The organism is Salmonella sp. WC3, from assembly GCF_042932255.1.
GTDB lineage: Bacteria > Pseudomonadota > Gammaproteobacteria > Enterobacterales > Enterobacteriaceae > Salmonella > Salmonella enterica.
Genome location: NZ_CP170629.1, coordinates 1,648,920 through 1,663,654, shown reverse-complemented (window position 1 = coordinate 1,663,654; position 14,735 = coordinate 1,648,920). Strand labels below are relative to the sequence as shown.

The window sequence follows — 14,735 nt, the reverse complement described above, 5'->3', positions numbered from 1 at the left end:
TTATTTATCCGTATACATTTCAATTACAAATTTAACAAATAGTTAAATGGTACGGGAGTATAAGATGGTTGATGTACTGGTGATAGGCGGAGGCAATGCCGCATTATGCGCCGCCCTGACCGCACGGGAAGCGGGCGCATCGGTTCTGCTGCTGGAGGCTGCCCCGCGAGAATGGCGCGGCGGAAATTCTCAGCACACACGAAACCTGCGCTGTATGCATGATGCGCCGCAGGATGTGCTGGTAGAAAGCTATCCTGAAGAGGAATTCTGGCAGGATCTGTGGCGAGTCACCGACGGCAACACCAACGAGGCGCTGGCGCGGCTGGTCATTCGCACCTCTTCGCAATGCCGCGACTGGATGCGCAAACATGGCGTTAACTTTCAACCGCCACTATCTGGTGCGCTCCACGTTGCGCGCACCAATGCGTTTTTTATGGGCGGCGGGAAAGCGCTCGTCAATGCCTATTACCGTAGCGCCGAACGGCTGGGCGTACAGATTCGCTATAACACGCCGGTTCACGCGCTTGAACTTCATGACGGCGAATTCGTGGCAGCGCTGGCGGGTAGCGAACGTATTACCGCCAAAGCCTGCGTATTAGCGGCTGGCGGTTTCGAATCAAACCGTGAATGGCTGCGGGAGGCCTGGGGAGAAAACGCCCGCGGCGAATGGCCCGCGGATAATTTTCTGATTCGCGGCACGCGTTTTAACCAGGGCGTATTACTCAAATTTATGATGGATGCCGGCGCGGATATCATTGGCGATCCGTCCCAGTCGCACTGCGTAGCGATTGATGCCAGGGCGCCGCTGTACGACGGCGGTATTTGTACTCGCGTGGATTGCGTATCGCTGGGTATTGTCGTGAATCGCGACGCCGAACGTTTTTATGATGAAGGCGAAGATTTCTGGCCGAAGCGTTACGCCATTTGGGGGCGGCTGGTGGCTCAACAGCCAGGACAAATTGGCTATTCGATTATTGACAGCAAAGCCATCGGCCACTTTATGCCGCCGGTTTTTCCTGGCGCGCAGGCCAATACGCTGGCTGAACTGGCCTGCCAGTTGGGGCTGGACGCGGAAAAATTTACCCATACCGTCACGCAGTATAACCAGGCCTGCCAACCCGGTCATTTTGATCATACCTTGCTTGATGACTGCGCTACTAAAAACCTGACGCCGGCGAAAACCCACTGGGCGCGCCCGCTTGATGCGCCGCCCTACTACGGTTATGCGCTGCGACCCGGCATCACGTTTACCTACCTGGGCCTGAAAGTCAATGAACGTGCCGCGGTGCATTTTGCCGGTCATCCAAGCCGCAACCTGTTTGTTGCCGGCGAGATGATGGCAGGAAATGTTCTGGGCAAGGGGTATACCGCAGGCGTAGGCATGTCTATCGGCACAACCTTTGGCCGCATTGCGGGAATAGAAGCCGCCCGCGCGGCGCACAAGGAGGCGCAGCATGAAACAGCTTGAAAAATTAATCATTGAGGCCACCGTGCTTACCGAACCGGAAGCCGAGGTCGAACGCGTCATGCAAGTGTGTAACGCGTGTCGCTACTGCGAAGGTTTTTGCGCGGTATTTCCGGCGATGACCCAGCGGCTCGAATTCGGTAAAGCCGATATTCATTATCTGGCGAATTTATGTCATAACTGTGGCGCCTGCCTGCACGCGTGCCAGTACGCGCCGCCCCATGAATTTGCCATTAACGTGCCGAAAGCGATGGCGCAAGCCCGCCTGGAGACGTATCAACAGTATGCCCAGCCCGCCGCTTTTGGCGCGTTATACCGTCGGGCGGGGATCACCGTCGCGCTGGCGCTGATAGTCGGTCTGACGCTCTTTTTATTACTGACGATGGCGCTGAAAGGGTCGCTGATTCATCCGCCGCTGGCCGGTGACTTCTATCAAATTTTTCCGCATAGCCTGCTGGCATGGATGTTTGGCTCAGTTTTTGTGCTGGCAATCGGTTTGCTTATGGCGGGCGTAATCCGCTTCTGGCGTGAGATCTCGCCGGGTGTACCGCGTTCGGCGGAGATTGCGGAAGCGTCGCACAATGCGTTAACGCTGAAATATCTCGACGGCGGTCACGGCAAAGGCTGTAACGAAGCGGACGATGCGTTCACGCTGCTGCGCCGTCGCTTTCATCACTTTACCTTCTACGGTTTTATGCTCTGTTTTGCCGCCACGGTCGTGGCGACGGGCTATCACTACGTCGCCGGTTGGGAAGCGCCCTACCCGTTCTTTAGCCTGCCGGTCATGCTCGGCACGCTGGGCGGTATCGGTCTGCTTATCGGCCCGGCCGGGCTACTGTGGCTCAATCTGCGGCGGTCGCCGTTACATGGCGATGTGCGCCAGAAACCCATGGATCGCGGCTTTATTCTGCTGCTGTTCTTAACCAGTCTTACCGGGCTGGCGCTGCTGGCAGGCAGAGACACCAGCGGAATGGGCATACTGCTGGCGCTCCATTTAGGCGTGGTGATGGCGCTCTTTCTCACTCTTCCCTACGGAAAATTCGCCCACGGATTTTTCCGCTGCGCGGCCTTACTCAAATGGGCAGTTGAGAAGTGACGCGGAAAACATGCGGGGGATACAGGCAACTGACCCGCAACATCTTACCCATAAAACAATAAAGACAGTGGAGAGCAAACCCTATGGCACAACACACACCTGCAACATCGCGCGCCGGCACGTTCGGCGCAATACTGCGCGTGACAAGCGGCAATTTTCTTGAACAGTTTGATTTTTTCTTGTTCGGATTTTACGCCACCTATATCGCCAGAACGTTTTTTCCGGCGGAAAGCGAATTTGCCTCATTAATGTTGACCTTTGCCGTCTTTGGCTCCGGTTTTTTAATGCGCCCCGTCGGCGCGATTGTGCTTGGCGCCTATATTGACAGAATCGGACGCCGTAAAGGGCTGATGGTGACGCTGGCGATTATGGGCTGCGGTACGTTGCTCATCGCCCTCGTCCCCGGCTACCAAACGATCGGCCTGGCAGCGCCTGCGTTGGTGCTGTTGGGCCGGTTATTACAAGGATTTTCTGCGGGCGTTGAGTTAGGCGGCGTCTCGGTCTATCTGTCCGAAATCGCAACGCCAGGCAATAAAGGGTTTTATACCAGCTGGCAATCCGCCAGTCAGCAGGTTGCGATCGTTGTCGCCGCGTTGATTGGTTATAGCCTGAATATCACGCTGGGACACGACGCGATATCGGAGTGGGGCTGGCGAATTCCGTTCTTTATCGGCTGTATGATCATTCCGCTGATTTTTGTTTTACGTCGTTCATTACAAGAAACAGAAGCGTTTTTACAACGCAAGCATCGCCCCGACACTAGGGAAATTTTTGCAACTATCGCCAAAAACTGGCGCATTATTACGGCCGGAACGCTGCTGGTGGCGATGACCACCACAACGTTTTATTTTATCACCGTTTATACGCCGACCTATGGCAGAACCGTGCTTAATCTCAGCGCGCGGGACAGTTTGATCGTCACCATGTTGGTGGGGGTGTCCAATTTTATCTGGTTACCCATTGGCGGCGCGATTTCCGACCGGATTGGCCGTCGCGCCGTGTTAATGGGCATTACGTTGCTGGCGCTGATCACCACCTGGCCCGTCATGCAGTGGCTGACCGCCGCACCCGACTTTACCCGCATGACGCTGGTACTGCTGTGGTTCTCTTTCTTTTTTGGCATGTATAACGGCGCAATGGTCGCGGCGTTAACCGAAGTGATGCCAGTCTATGTGCGTACCGTTGGTTTCTCGCTGGCCTTTAGCCTGGCGACGGCGATTTTTGGCGGCCTGACGCCGGCCATCTCTACCGCGCTGGTAAAGTTAACCGGCGACAAAAGCTCGCCCGGCTGGTGGCTGATGTGCGCGGCATTATGTGGACTTGCCGCGACGGCGATGCTGTTTGTACGTCTGAGTCGCGGCTATATCGCGGCAGAAAATAAAGCCTGAAAAAACCACGGGCGGAAAACATTCGCCCGTGGGTGGCAAGGCAGGTTTTTATTGCACGTTATTATGACTGCGAATTTCCTGCCAGACCTTGTCGCAGTCAGCCTTGACCGCCTGATCGTTACCCGTGCGCGTCGCCTGAATGCACTGCTGATAGTCCAGTACCCGCACGCTTTCTTCGTTAGCAAATTGCTGATGTTTGCGGTCTTTTTTAAGGACATTCAGTACGCTTTGGCAGGCCTCTATCTTCTCAGGCGAGCCCTGTGCGGTATTGATACAGGCGCTGTACGCCTCTTTCAGCCGGCTATATTCTTCCGGCGCGGGTGATGACGCGCAGGCCGTCAAACCGGCGGTCATGCTGGCGATGAGTAAAATTTTTTTCATAGGTCGTTCCTCAACAGCGCGGCAGACCGGCAGCCTGCCGCATCTGACATCAGAAAATAGTGAATGGCGCAATAACGATAAATTTCACGTCACGTTCATCCTGGAAGATGTTGCCGTAACCACCGCCCCAGCTTGGAATATTGGAGTGGTTGTCATATTCGGTGAAGTGCAGTTTGAACATGGTGCCTTTGGCACGCCCCTCCTGCAGGGTATAGACCGCATCCAGACTGTATGAGGACTCTTCGATAGTGCGGTTTTTGTCGTAGTAAGCATCCGGGTTACTTTGCCAGGTTGCCGGTTTAGCATCCCAGGCGTAAACGTAAGACGCGCCCACAGCCCAGCCCGGCAGATTCCAGTTTTTCAGGTCATACATCGCGCCGAAGAAAACCGCCTTTTCACCGTTAGCGTTAAAGTCGGAGCGGTTATCCCACCAGATATCCAGACGACCGTTTGAAGAGGCGTAGGTTGGCGTCATACGTTGCAGAAAATAGCCCTGCTGACCGTCCGCTTTCACCCAGGTGCCTTCCAGACGCAGGTCAACCACTTCCGCGACTTTGTAGCCGAAGGTCAACGCCTGCAGCCAGGCCGTACCGTCGTAAATATCATTCACGCTGCGATCGTCTACTTTGTCGCGCGCGCCGTAGAACTGGTAACTGGTGGTGAACGGATTGCCGCCTAAATCAAATTTATAGCTGGCCTTTGCGAAATATTGATCGACATAGCCTTCGGACTGACCAAACGCCGCTTCCAGCACCAGATCATTTTTGAAGTCGTACTTCGCGCCGATGGAGTGGAGATAATCCACATTGGTTTTTTTATCCGCCTGATAAAACTTATCCATTTCGGTATGCCACGGCGCTTTATATTCGTTAGTCCACATGTAGGAAAAACTTAACGCGCCCGCATCGCCATAGTCAAAACTGGCGCCAGCTTCCGCACCCTGATAGGTACCCGGCATAAAACTCCAGTGCGGCGCTAACAGCGTCTGACCGGTAGGCTGAATATAACCGGCGCGCGCCCAGACCGGGCCATATTTAAATTTCGCTGCGGCTTTATAAAGACTGATACCGCTCTTATCGCCGGAATAGTCTTCGTCGTAGCCTTTATTCTTTTTCGAGAAGGCAATTTCGTTTGGATGACCGCTATCGCCGTTTTCTGCCATTTCAATCGCGGTAAACGCCGCGATATCCAGACCGAACATATCCGCAGCGTAACCAGACTGAAAATCCAGGTTAGCGTTCCAGGTCGCATGAGAAAGGTTAGTTTTATATTTGTCGCCGTCGGTCACATCTTTGCGATCGCGTTCACGCTGCCAATAATAGATGCCGCCCGTTAACGTGGAGTCGTCGAAAAAGCCGGAGGCTTGCGCCTGCGGAACAACGATCCACCCCGACATTGCTGTGATACCGGCGATAGCCAGAGCCAGCGTACTACGTTTGCCACTAAACGTACGCATAAGTTAATCCTCTTTGACGTATAAATTGCTGCCGACAAAAGCGAACAGCGAAAAAATAAAAAGTAGCGCTGAGGAACCTCATTTACTACGTTAAATAGACTATTTTTCGCGATGCGAATTATCAATCTCTTTCTGTAACCAGTATGTAATAATATGAGCAACCGCACATATTTAATTGCTTTCTGTTACATTCAACTGCTGGTGAGGGAAGCAGACCGCCAGAAAGAAAATTGACTTGTTTTCCATAGGCATGAAAATAATTGTCTCCTGTTGACCTGACGCTTATAACATCTAGATTAATAATCATTTATCAGATCAATAATTTTCAGAGAATAATTAATTCGCCTCGCAAAAAAGAGAATCGACTTAGAGCCTATCCCACCAGGCGTTATTGGCGCAGCCAGTTTGGACACGGACAGCGCGCAAAAACCGGAGCGTACACGTAGTACGTGAGGTTTGACTCGCTACGCTCGCCCTTCGGACCGCCGCTAGCGGCGTTCAAAACGCTAACGCGTTTTGGCGAGCACTGCCCAGGTCCAAAATGGCAAGTAAAATAGCCCTAATGGGATAGGCTCTTGGAAATGCAGAGAAAAAACGCCGCAAAACGCGGCGTTGACAAGGTATTTTTACAGCATTCGCCTGTTGGCGCAGTGCTTATTCGCCCGCTTTCGCCCAGGTATCACGCAGGCCCACGGTGCGGTTAAAGACCAGCTTATCGGCCGTTGCATAGCGGCTGTCGAGGCAGAAGTAGCCTTCACGTTCAAACTGGAAAGCTTTCCCTGCTACCGCCGCTTTCAGAGACGGCTCACCATACCCCTGCTTAATCACTAATGATTCGGGGTTGATAACGGACAGGAAGTCCTCCGCGGCGCCCGGATTCGGCACGCTGAACAGACGGTCGTAGAGACGAATTTCAATCGGCAGCGCATGTGCTGCGCTAACCCAGTGGATTACGCCTTTCACTTTACGCCCGTCAGCCGGATCTTTACTCAGCGTATCAGCATCATAGGTACAGAAGATGGTGGTGATATTCCCTTCGGCATCCTTCTCTACGCGCTCCGCTTTAATGACGTAGGCATTACGCAGACGCACTTCTTTGCCCATCACCAGACGTTTGTACTGTTTGTTCGCTTCTTCGCGGAAATCTGCGCGATCGATCCAGATCTCACCGCTAAACGGCACTTCACGGCGGCCCATCTCCGGTTTATTCGGATGATTAGGCATGGTAACCATTTCGCTCTCGCCCTGCGGGTAGTTTTCGATAACCAGTTTTACCGGATCGATTACCGCCATCGCGCGCGGCGCGTTTTCGTTCAGATCTTCGCGAATGCAGGATTCCAGCGACGCCATCTCAATGGTGTTGTCCTGCTTGGTGACGCCGATGCGTTTGCAGAACTCACGAATAGAAGCCGCGGTATAGCCGCGACGGCGCAGACCGGAAATAGTCGGCATACGCGGATCATCCCAGCCTTCGACGTGTTTGTCGGTCACCAGCAGGTTCAGCTTACGCTTGGACATCACGGTGTATTCCAGATTCAGCCGCGAGAATTCGTACTGGCGCGGGTGAACCGGAATGGTGATGTTGTCCAGCACCCAGTCGTACAGACGACGGTTATCCTGGAACTCCAGCGTACACAGAGAATGAGTAATGCCTTCCAGCGCATCGCTGATGCAATGAGTAAAGTCGTACATCGGATAGATGCACCACTTGTTGCCAGTCTGATGATGCTCGGCGAATTTAATGCGATACAGCACCGGATCGCGCATCACGATAAACGGCGACGCCATGTCGATTTTAGCGCGCAGACAGGCTTTACCCTCTTCAAAACCGCCGGTACGCATTTTTTCAAATAGCGCGAGGTTCTCTTCCACGCTGCGATCGCGGAACGGGCTGTTTTTACCCGGCGCGGTCAGCGTACCGCGGTATTCACGGATCTGCTCCGGCGTCAGCTCATCAACGTAGGCCAGGCCTTTATTGATTAGCTCGACCGCATAGGCGTGCAGTTGGTCAAAGTAATCGGAGGAGTAGCGAATATCGCCAGACCAGTGAAAGCCTAACCACTCGACGTCGTTTTTGATCGAATCAACGTACTCGATATCTTCTTTTACCGGGTTGGTGTCATCGAAACGCAGGTTGCACTGGCCCTGATAATCTTGCGCGATGCCAAAGTTCAGGCAGATAGATTTCGCGTGGCCGATGTGCAGATAGCCATTCGGCTCCGGCGGAAAACGGGTATGGACAGTGGTATGTTTACCACTCGCCAGATCTTCATCAATAATCTGACGAATAAAGTTAGTCGGGCGGGCTTCAGCCTCACTCATCGTGGATTCCTCAAAGCGTAAACAACGTATAACGGCATATGATCTTATAAGCCGGACAGACTGACAACCTTTAGTTACTTAAAAAGTGGCTTTGCAGAAAATATTGGGGCTAATTGCGGTAAAAAAAAGCGGCGAAGGTTTCCCTCTGCCGCTTATGTTTTCTGTGATATCGCCGGATGGCGTCTTACGCCTTATCCGGCCAGGAAGCGATTATTTGCTCTTGATCTCGTACAGTGGCGTTTGACCCGCTACCACGTGACCATCCGCTTTGATGACCAGAGCGCTGAAGTCATCGCTGTTGCTGCAAACAACCGGGCTTATCATGGAACGCGCATTGGCATTCAGGAAGTCCAGATCCAGTTCCAGAACCGGCTGACCCGCCGTGACTTCCGCACCCTCTTCTACCAGACGCTTGAAGCCCTGACCGTTCAGCGCGACGGTATCGATACCCATATGGACAACGATCTCCGCGCCTTTTTCGGTTTCCAGACAGAACGCGTGGTTAGTGTTGAAGATTTTCACGATAGTACCCGCCGCCGGAGAAACCACGGTTTTATCGGTGGGTTTCACCGCCACGCCGTCGCCGACCGCTTTGCTGGCGAAAGCTTCATCCGGTACCTGATCCAGCGCCACTACCTCACCGGTAATCGGAGAGACCAGTTCAGCGATAGTTACCGCATTCGGCACCGCCTGGGGTTTGGCCGCCGGAGCAAGTGTTGCAACGTGAGCCGCATCAGCAGACGCTGCCGCGACCGGTCCCCGCGCCACCACTTTCTTCATTTCATCGCCAATCGATTCCGCTTTCGCGCCGACAATAACCTGAATGGTCTGTTTGTTCAGTTTCACCACGCCGGAAGCGCCGAGGCGTTTGCAGGCCGCATCGTTGACGCGAGCAGAGTCGTTCACGGTCAGGCGCAGACGGGTAATACACGCATCGATAGCTTTCAGGTTGTCCGTACCGCCAACCGCAGCAATATAGCTGGTCGCCAGTTGCGTTAACCCTTCTTCGGTGTTGCTGTTGGCTTCTTCCGTTACCATCTCATCAACTTTATCTTCGCGGCCCGGCGTTTTCAGGTTAAACATACGAATAACCGCGCTGAACAGCAGGAAGTAGATGATAAAGAATACAACGCCCATCACCAGCAACATCCAGACGTTATTGCTGGCCGCTGGCAGGTTATACATCAGAACATAGTCGATCGCGCCTGCCGAGAAAGAGAAGCCCGCATGGATACCCAGCAACGTCGCGACGAACAGGCTGATACCGGTCAAAATGGCGTGCAGGAGGTACAGCAGCGGCGCCAGGAACATAAACAGGAATTCCAGCGGCTCGGTTACGCCGGTCAGAAACGCGGTGATCGCGACAGACAGCAGCATACCGCCCACCATCGGACGACGTTCTTTCGGCGCGGCGAAATACATCGCCAGAGCGGCGCCCGGCAGGCCAAACATCATGATCGGGAAGAAGCCGGACATAAACATCCCCGCCGTGCCGTCGCCAGCATAGAAGCGGTTGATGTCGCCGTGGAATACAGTGCCTGCGGCATTGGTGAATTCGCCAATCTGGAACCAGGCGATGGTGTTCAGTACCTGATGCAGACCGGTGGGGATCAGCAGACGGTTGATGAAGCCAAAGATACCGGAACCCAGCGCGCCTGCGGAAACGATCCATTCACCGCCCGCATGGATGCCATGCTGTACCGGCGGCCAGACGTAACCGAAAATAGCGGCCAGCACCAGACAGAAAAAGCCCGTTGCGATCGGCACAAAACGTTTTCCACCGAAGAAACTGAGAAAATCAGGCAGTTTGATACCAGACCAGCGATTATAAACCGCGCCGCCGACCAGACCGGTAATAATCCCCGCCAGCACGCCCATGTTGATTTCCGGGTTAATCGTCACCATCGCTTTGGTCATGACGAAGTAACCCACGGCTCCCGCCAGCGCTGCCGCGCCTGCGCTATCTTTAGACCAACTGGAGGCCACGCCGATAGCGAAAACCAACGCCAGGTTATCGAAAATAGACCCGCCCGCTTGCGCGATAAACGGCATATTCAGCAAATCTGGTTGGCCGAATCGCAGCAACAACGCTGCCACCGGCAACACGGCGATAGGGAGCTGCAACGCCCTACCCAGCCGCTGGAAAAAACCTAAAATATTCATCTTATTCCCCCTACGAGACGCCGATATGGCTTCTTTGAAGCCGTTTTTTATTGTGCTGCAAACGTTAAAAACGTGATGTTCTGTAATCGAACGGTGAGATCATCTTCTGCAGAGTGTGTGGAAAATTAATTCGCCTCGCAAATTAAATGGGTGTTTTTTGTGATTATAATCACTAAATATCGTAATTACCCCCACCATCCACTGGCTAACACGGAAAACTTATTTTATGATTCAAAAAATCAGGACGGATTGAACACGAACCCTGGATATCCAGGTTACGCTTAATACGATCCGCCAAATTTTGACATTGATTATTGAGGTGAAGAATGAGACTGATCCCCCTGAGTACCGCAGAACAGGTTGGCAAATGGGCCGCTCGCCATATCGTTAACCGTATTAATGCGTTCAAACCGACCGCCGATCGTCCGTTTGTCCTTGGGCTGCCTACCGGCGGCACGCCGCTAACGGCGTACAAAGCGCTGGTTGAGATGCACAAAGCGGGCGAGGTCAGCTTTAAGCATGTGGTCACCTTTAATATGGACGAATATGTTGGCCTGCCGAAAGAGCACCCGGAAAGCTACCACAGCTTTATGCATCGTAACTTTTTCGATCACGTTGATATTCCAGCAGAAAACATCAATCTTCTCAACGGTAACGCACCGGATATCGATGCGGAATGCCGTCAATATGAAGAAAAAATTCGTTCTTACGGTAAAATCCATCTGTTTATGGGCGGCGTCGGCAACGACGGTCACATCGCCTTTAACGAACCGGCGTCTTCCCTAGCTTCCCGTACCCGTATCAAAACGTTAACCCATGATACTCGCGTAGCGAACTCCCGCTTCTTTGACGGTGACGTAAACCAGGTGCCGAAATACGCGCTGACGGTAGGCGTAGGCACGCTGCTGGATGCGGAAGAAGTGATGATTCTGGTGCTGGGCCATCAGAAAGCCCAGGCGCTGCAGGCGGCGGTTGAAGGCAACGTCAACCACATGTGGACCATTAGCTGCCTGCAACTCCATCCGAAAGCGGTTGTGGTATGCGATGAGCCGTCCACAATGGAACTTAAAGTTAAAACATTGAAATATTTCAATGAATTAGAAGCAGAAAATATTAAAGGTCTGTAATGTTGTCTCCGCTCCGCCAGTCAATGCGGGGCGGTAAATTTTTGATATCGGGGGTCGGAATGTATGCTTTAACCCAGGGCCGGATCTTTACCGGTCACGAAATTCTTGATGACCATGCGCTTGTTGTCGCTAATGGCCTGATTGACCGCGTTTGTCCGATGGCCGAACTGCCGCCGGGAATAGAACAACGCTCATTGAATGGGGCCATTCTCTCCCCCGGTTTTATTGATGTGCAGCTAAACGGCTGCGGCGGCGTGCAGTTTAACGATACCGCAGAAGCCGTCAGCGTTGAAACGCTGGAAATTATGCAGAAAGCCAATGAAAAATCGGGCTGTACTAACTTTCTGCCAACGCTTATCACTACCAGCGACGAATTGATGAAACAGGGCATTCGCGTCATGCGCGAATACCTGGAAAAACATCCGCACCAGGCGCTGGGTCTCCACCTGGAAGGCCCCTGGCTTAATCTGGTAAAAAAAGGCACCCATAATCCTGATTTCGTGCGTAAACCAGACGCTGCGCTGGTCGATTTCTTATGCGATAATGCCGACGTCATCACCAAAGTCACACTCGCGCCGGAAATGGTGCCTGCTGACGTAATCGCTAAACTGGCGAATGCGGGCATTGTGGTTTCCGCAGGTCACTCCAACGCGACGTTAAAAGAGGCGAAAGCGGGCTTCCGCGCCGGGATTACCTTTGCGACTCACCTGTTTAACGCGATGCCGTACATTACAGGGCGTGAGCCGGGCCTTGCTGGCGCTGTTCTGGACGAAGCGGATATTTATTGCGGCGTTATCGCCGATGGTCTGCATGTCGACTACGCCAACATTCGCAATGCCAAACGCCTGAAAGGCGACAAACTTTGTCTGGTGACAGACGCCACCGCACCGGCGGGGGCCAATATTGAGCAGTTCATTTTCGCAGGTAAAACAATATACTACCGCAATGGACTGTGTGTGGATGAAAACGGTACGTTGAGCGGTTCGTCCTTAACCATGATTGAAGGCGTACGCAACCTGGTCGCGCATTGCGGCATCGCGCTGGATGAAGTGCTGCGCATGGCAACGCTCTATCCGGCTCGCGCTATCGGCGTTGATAAACATCTCGGTAGCATTGCGCCGGGTAAAGTCGCCAACCTGACCGCGTTCACCCACGATTTTAAAATTATCAAGACCATCGTTAATGGTGACGAGGTCGTTGACTTGAGTAAGTGAGAATATGACACCAGGCGGACAAGCTCAGATAGGTAACGTTGATCTCGTAAAACAGCTTAACAGCGCGGCCGTTTACCGCCTGATTGACCAGCATGGTCCTATCTCGCGCATACAAATTGCCGAGCAAAGCCAGCTTGCTCCCGCCAGCGTAACGAAAATTACGCGTCAACTCATTGAACGCGGGCTGATCAAAGAAGTCGATCAGCAGGCCTCTACCGGAGGCCGCCGCGCTATCTCTATCGTCACGGAAACCCGTAACTTTCACGCCATTGGCGTTCGCCTGGGGCGTCATGACACCACTTTAACGCTCTACGATCTGAGCAGTAAAGTGGTCGCTGAGGAGCATTATCCGCTGCCGGAGCGCACCCAGGAGACGCTGGAACACGCGCTGCTCAACACCATCGCCGTCTTTATTGATAGCTGTCAGCGTAAAATTCGTGAATTGATCGCTATCTCGGTGATCCTGCTAGGGCTTGTCGATCCGGAAAGCGGCGTGATTCGTTACATGCCGCACATTCAGGTTGAAAACTGGGGACTGGTCGAAGCGCTGGAAAAACGGTTTCACGTTACCTGTTTCGTGGGACACGATATCCGTAGCCTGGCGCTGGCGGAACACTACTTCGGCGCCAGTCAGGATTGCGAGGACTCGATTCTGGTGCGCGTTCATCGTGGTACAGGCGCCGGGATTATCTCCAACGGACGCATCTTCATTGGCCGTAACGGCAACGTCGGCGAAATTGGGCATATTCAGGTGGAGCCGTTGGGCGAGCGCTGCCACTGCGGTAATTTCGGCTGTCTGGAAACCATTGCCGCCAATGCGGCGATTGAACAACGGGTGCTGAATTTGCTTAAACAAGGGTATCAAAGCCGTGTTCCGCTTGACGACTGCACGATTAAAACCATCTGTAAGGCGGCAAACCGGGGTGACAGCCTGGCCTCGGAAGTCATTGAGCATGTTGGTCGCCATTTGGGCAAAACGATCGCCATTGCTATCAACCTGTTTAATCCGCAAAAAATCGTCATTGCCGGCGAGATCATTGAAGCCGATAAAGTCCTGTTGCCCGCTATCGAAAGCTGTATCAATACTCAGGCGTTAAAGGCATTTCGCAAAAATTTGCCGGTGGTACGCTCCACGCTGGATCACCGTTCTGCTATCGGCGCATTTGCCTTAGTTAAACGCGCCATGCTCAACGGAACATTGCTGCAACGTTTGCTGGAAAGTTGATGCGCTCTTATAGTATCGGATTATTCACAAATTCCCTGGGTAGTTCATGACCATCAAGAATGTAATCTGCGATATCGACGGCGTGCTGATGCACGACAACGTAGCCGTACCCGGTGCGGCGGAATTTCTGACGGGGATTCTGGAAAAAGGTCTGCCGCTGGTGCTGCTGACCAATTACCCGTCGCAAACCGGCCAGGATCTGGCGAACCGTTTTGCTACCGCTGGCGTTAACGTGCCGGACAGCGTGTTTTATACGTCAGCAATGGCGACAGCCGATTTTCTGCGCCGTCAGGAAGGTAAAAAAGCGTATGTCGTGGGCGAAGGCGCGCTTATTCACGAGCTCTATAAAGCGGGTTTTACCATTACCGATGTGAACCCTGATTTTGTCATCGTTGGAGAAACCCGCTCCTACAACTGGGACATGATGCATAAAGCAGCATTTTTCGTCGCCAATGGCGCGCGCTTTATCGCTACCAACCCGGATACTCACGGTCGCGGCTTTTATCCGGCCTGCGGCGCGCTGTGCGCAGGCATTGAAAAAATTTCCGGCCGGAAGCCGTTTTATGTCGGCAAACCCAGCCCGTGGATCATCCGCGCGGCGTTAAACAAAATGCAGGCGCACTCGGAAGAGACCGTTATCGTCGGCGACAACCTGCGCACCGACATTCTGGCGGGGTTCCAGGCCGGTCTGGAGACCATTCTGGTGCTTTCAGGCGTATCAACAATCAATGATATTGACAGTATGCCGTTCCGCCCAAGCTGGATTTACCCTTCCGTCGCCGAGATAGACGTTATCTAAACCTGTCCCCTGCCCGATGACGCGCCGCTTTCAGGCCTACGGTTCGAACAACATTGTAGGCCTGATAAGCGAAACGTCATCAGGAAAAACATAATTCAA

General features: G+C 53.2%; 11 protein-coding genes. 7 read left to right on the top strand and 4 right to left on the bottom strand.

What is annotated here, in order from left to right:
- Window positions 1–64: 64 nt before the first annotated feature.
- The 3 genes from tcuA (at window position 65) to tcuC (ending at window position 3,949) form a co-directional block, all read left to right on the top strand.
- Window positions 65–1,468 carry an FAD-dependent tricarballylate dehydrogenase TcuA gene (gene tcuA, locus ACFK9X_RS07825; RefSeq protein ID WP_000228705.1) on the top strand — a complete coding sequence of 468 codons (1,404 nt, stop codon included), beginning with the start codon at window positions 65–67 and terminating at the stop codon, window positions 1,466–1,468.
- Window positions 1,455–2,561, top strand: a complete 1,107-nt coding sequence (tcuB, locus tag ACFK9X_RS07820) for a tricarballylate utilization protein TcuB (protein WP_151116063.1) — start codon at window positions 1,455–1,457, stop codon at window positions 2,559–2,561. The genes tcuA and tcuB overlap by 14 nt, the downstream gene beginning before the upstream one ends.
- Window positions 2,562–2,644: 83 nt before the next feature.
- Window positions 2,645–3,949: a tricarballylate/proton symporter TcuC gene (gene tcuC / locus ACFK9X_RS07815; RefSeq protein ID WP_000057014.1), complete on the top strand. Its 1,305-nt coding sequence runs from the start codon at window positions 2,645–2,647 to the stop codon at window positions 3,947–3,949.
- 48 nt (window positions 3,950–3,997) lie between these two features.
- Here tcuC and chiQ read toward each other — a convergent pair whose 3' ends face one another.
- From chiQ to nagE, 4 genes are all read right to left on the bottom strand, one after another.
- Entirely contained in the window at window positions 3,998–4,330 is a 333-nt protein-coding gene (gene chiQ / locus ACFK9X_RS07810) for a ChiQ/YbfN family lipoprotein (RefSeq protein WP_151116061.1), read from the bottom strand.
- A 49-nt stretch (window positions 4,331–4,379) separates the two neighbouring features.
- The gene (gene chiP / locus ACFK9X_RS07805; protein ID WP_001258803.1) at window positions 4,380–5,786 is read right to left on the bottom strand and encodes a chitoporin; all 1,407 of its coding nucleotides are present in this window, start codon (window positions 5,784–5,786) and stop codon (window positions 4,380–4,382) included.
- Window positions 5,787–6,440: 654 nt separating this feature from the next.
- Window positions 6,441–8,108, bottom strand: coding sequence for a glutamine--tRNA ligase (gene glnS, locus ACFK9X_RS07800; protein ID WP_001287179.1), 1,668 nt, complete (start codon window positions 8,106–8,108; stop codon window positions 6,441–6,443).
- Window positions 8,109–8,318: 210 nt separating this feature from the next.
- A complete protein-coding gene (nagE, locus tag ACFK9X_RS07795) occupies window positions 8,319–10,271 on the bottom strand; it encodes a PTS N-acetyl glucosamine transporter subunit IIABC (RefSeq protein WP_151116059.1) in 1,953 nt (650 codons plus the stop codon).
- Window positions 10,272–10,597: 326 nt separating this feature from the next.
- On the opposite strand from nagE, the gene nagB reads away from it, so the two are divergent.
- The 4 genes from nagB to nagD are packed head-to-tail and all read left to right on the top strand — an operon-like array spanning window position 10,598 to window position 14,636.
- Entirely contained in the window at window positions 10,598–11,398 is an 801-nt protein-coding gene (nagB, locus tag ACFK9X_RS07790) for a glucosamine-6-phosphate deaminase (protein WP_001237059.1), read from the top strand.
- A gap of 59 nt (window positions 11,399–11,457) precedes the next feature.
- Window positions 11,458–12,612 carry an N-acetylglucosamine-6-phosphate deacetylase gene (gene nagA, locus ACFK9X_RS07785; protein ID WP_000271186.1) on the top strand — a complete coding sequence of 385 codons (1,155 nt, stop codon included), beginning with the start codon at window positions 11,458–11,460 and terminating at the stop codon, window positions 12,610–12,612.
- Between the two features lie 4 nt (window positions 12,613–12,616).
- Window positions 12,617–13,837: a DNA-binding transcriptional regulator NagC gene (gene nagC / locus ACFK9X_RS07780; protein ID WP_151116057.1), complete on the top strand. Its 1,221-nt coding sequence runs from the start codon at window positions 12,617–12,619 to the stop codon at window positions 13,835–13,837.
- A gap of 46 nt (window positions 13,838–13,883) precedes the next feature.
- Complete coding sequence (gene nagD / locus ACFK9X_RS07775) at window positions 13,884–14,636, top strand: ribonucleotide monophosphatase NagD (protein WP_000153143.1); 753 nt, start codon at window positions 13,884–13,886, stop codon at window positions 14,634–14,636.
- Window positions 14,637–14,735: the final 99 nt, after the last annotated feature.

What these genes read in the sequence shown, in the direction of transcription:
- tcuA (WP_000228705.1), top strand. Translation starts at nt 65, where the DNA reads ATGGTTGATGTACTGGTGATAGGCGGAGGCAATGCCGCATTATGCGCC.
- tcuB (WP_151116063.1), top strand. Translation starts at nt 1,455, where the DNA reads ATGAAACAGCTTGAAAAATTAATCATTGAGGCCACCGTGCTTACCGAA.
- tcuC (WP_000057014.1), top strand. Translation starts at nt 2,645, where the DNA reads ATGGCACAACACACACCTGCAACATCGCGCGCCGGCACGTTCGGCGCA.
- chiQ (WP_151116061.1), bottom strand. Translation starts at nt 4,330, where the DNA reads ATGAAAAAAATTTTACTCATCGCCAGCATGACCGCCGGTTTGACGGCC.
- chiP (WP_001258803.1), bottom strand. Translation starts at nt 5,786, where the DNA reads ATGCGTACGTTTAGTGGCAAACGTAGTACGCTGGCTCTGGCTATCGCC.
- glnS (WP_001287179.1), bottom strand. Translation starts at nt 8,108, where the DNA reads ATGAGTGAGGCTGAAGCCCGCCCGACTAACTTTATTCGTCAGATTATT.
- nagE (WP_151116059.1), bottom strand. Translation starts at nt 10,271, where the DNA reads ATGAATATTTTAGGTTTTTTCCAGCGGCTGGGTAGGGCGTTGCAGCTC.
- nagB (WP_001237059.1), top strand. Translation starts at nt 10,598, where the DNA reads ATGAGACTGATCCCCCTGAGTACCGCAGAACAGGTTGGCAAATGGGCC.
- nagA (WP_000271186.1), top strand. Translation starts at nt 11,458, where the DNA reads ATGTATGCTTTAACCCAGGGCCGGATCTTTACCGGTCACGAAATTCTT.
- nagC (WP_151116057.1), top strand. Translation starts at nt 12,617, where the DNA reads ATGACACCAGGCGGACAAGCTCAGATAGGTAACGTTGATCTCGTAAAA.
- nagD (WP_000153143.1), top strand. Translation starts at nt 13,884, where the DNA reads ATGACCATCAAGAATGTAATCTGCGATATCGACGGCGTGCTGATGCAC.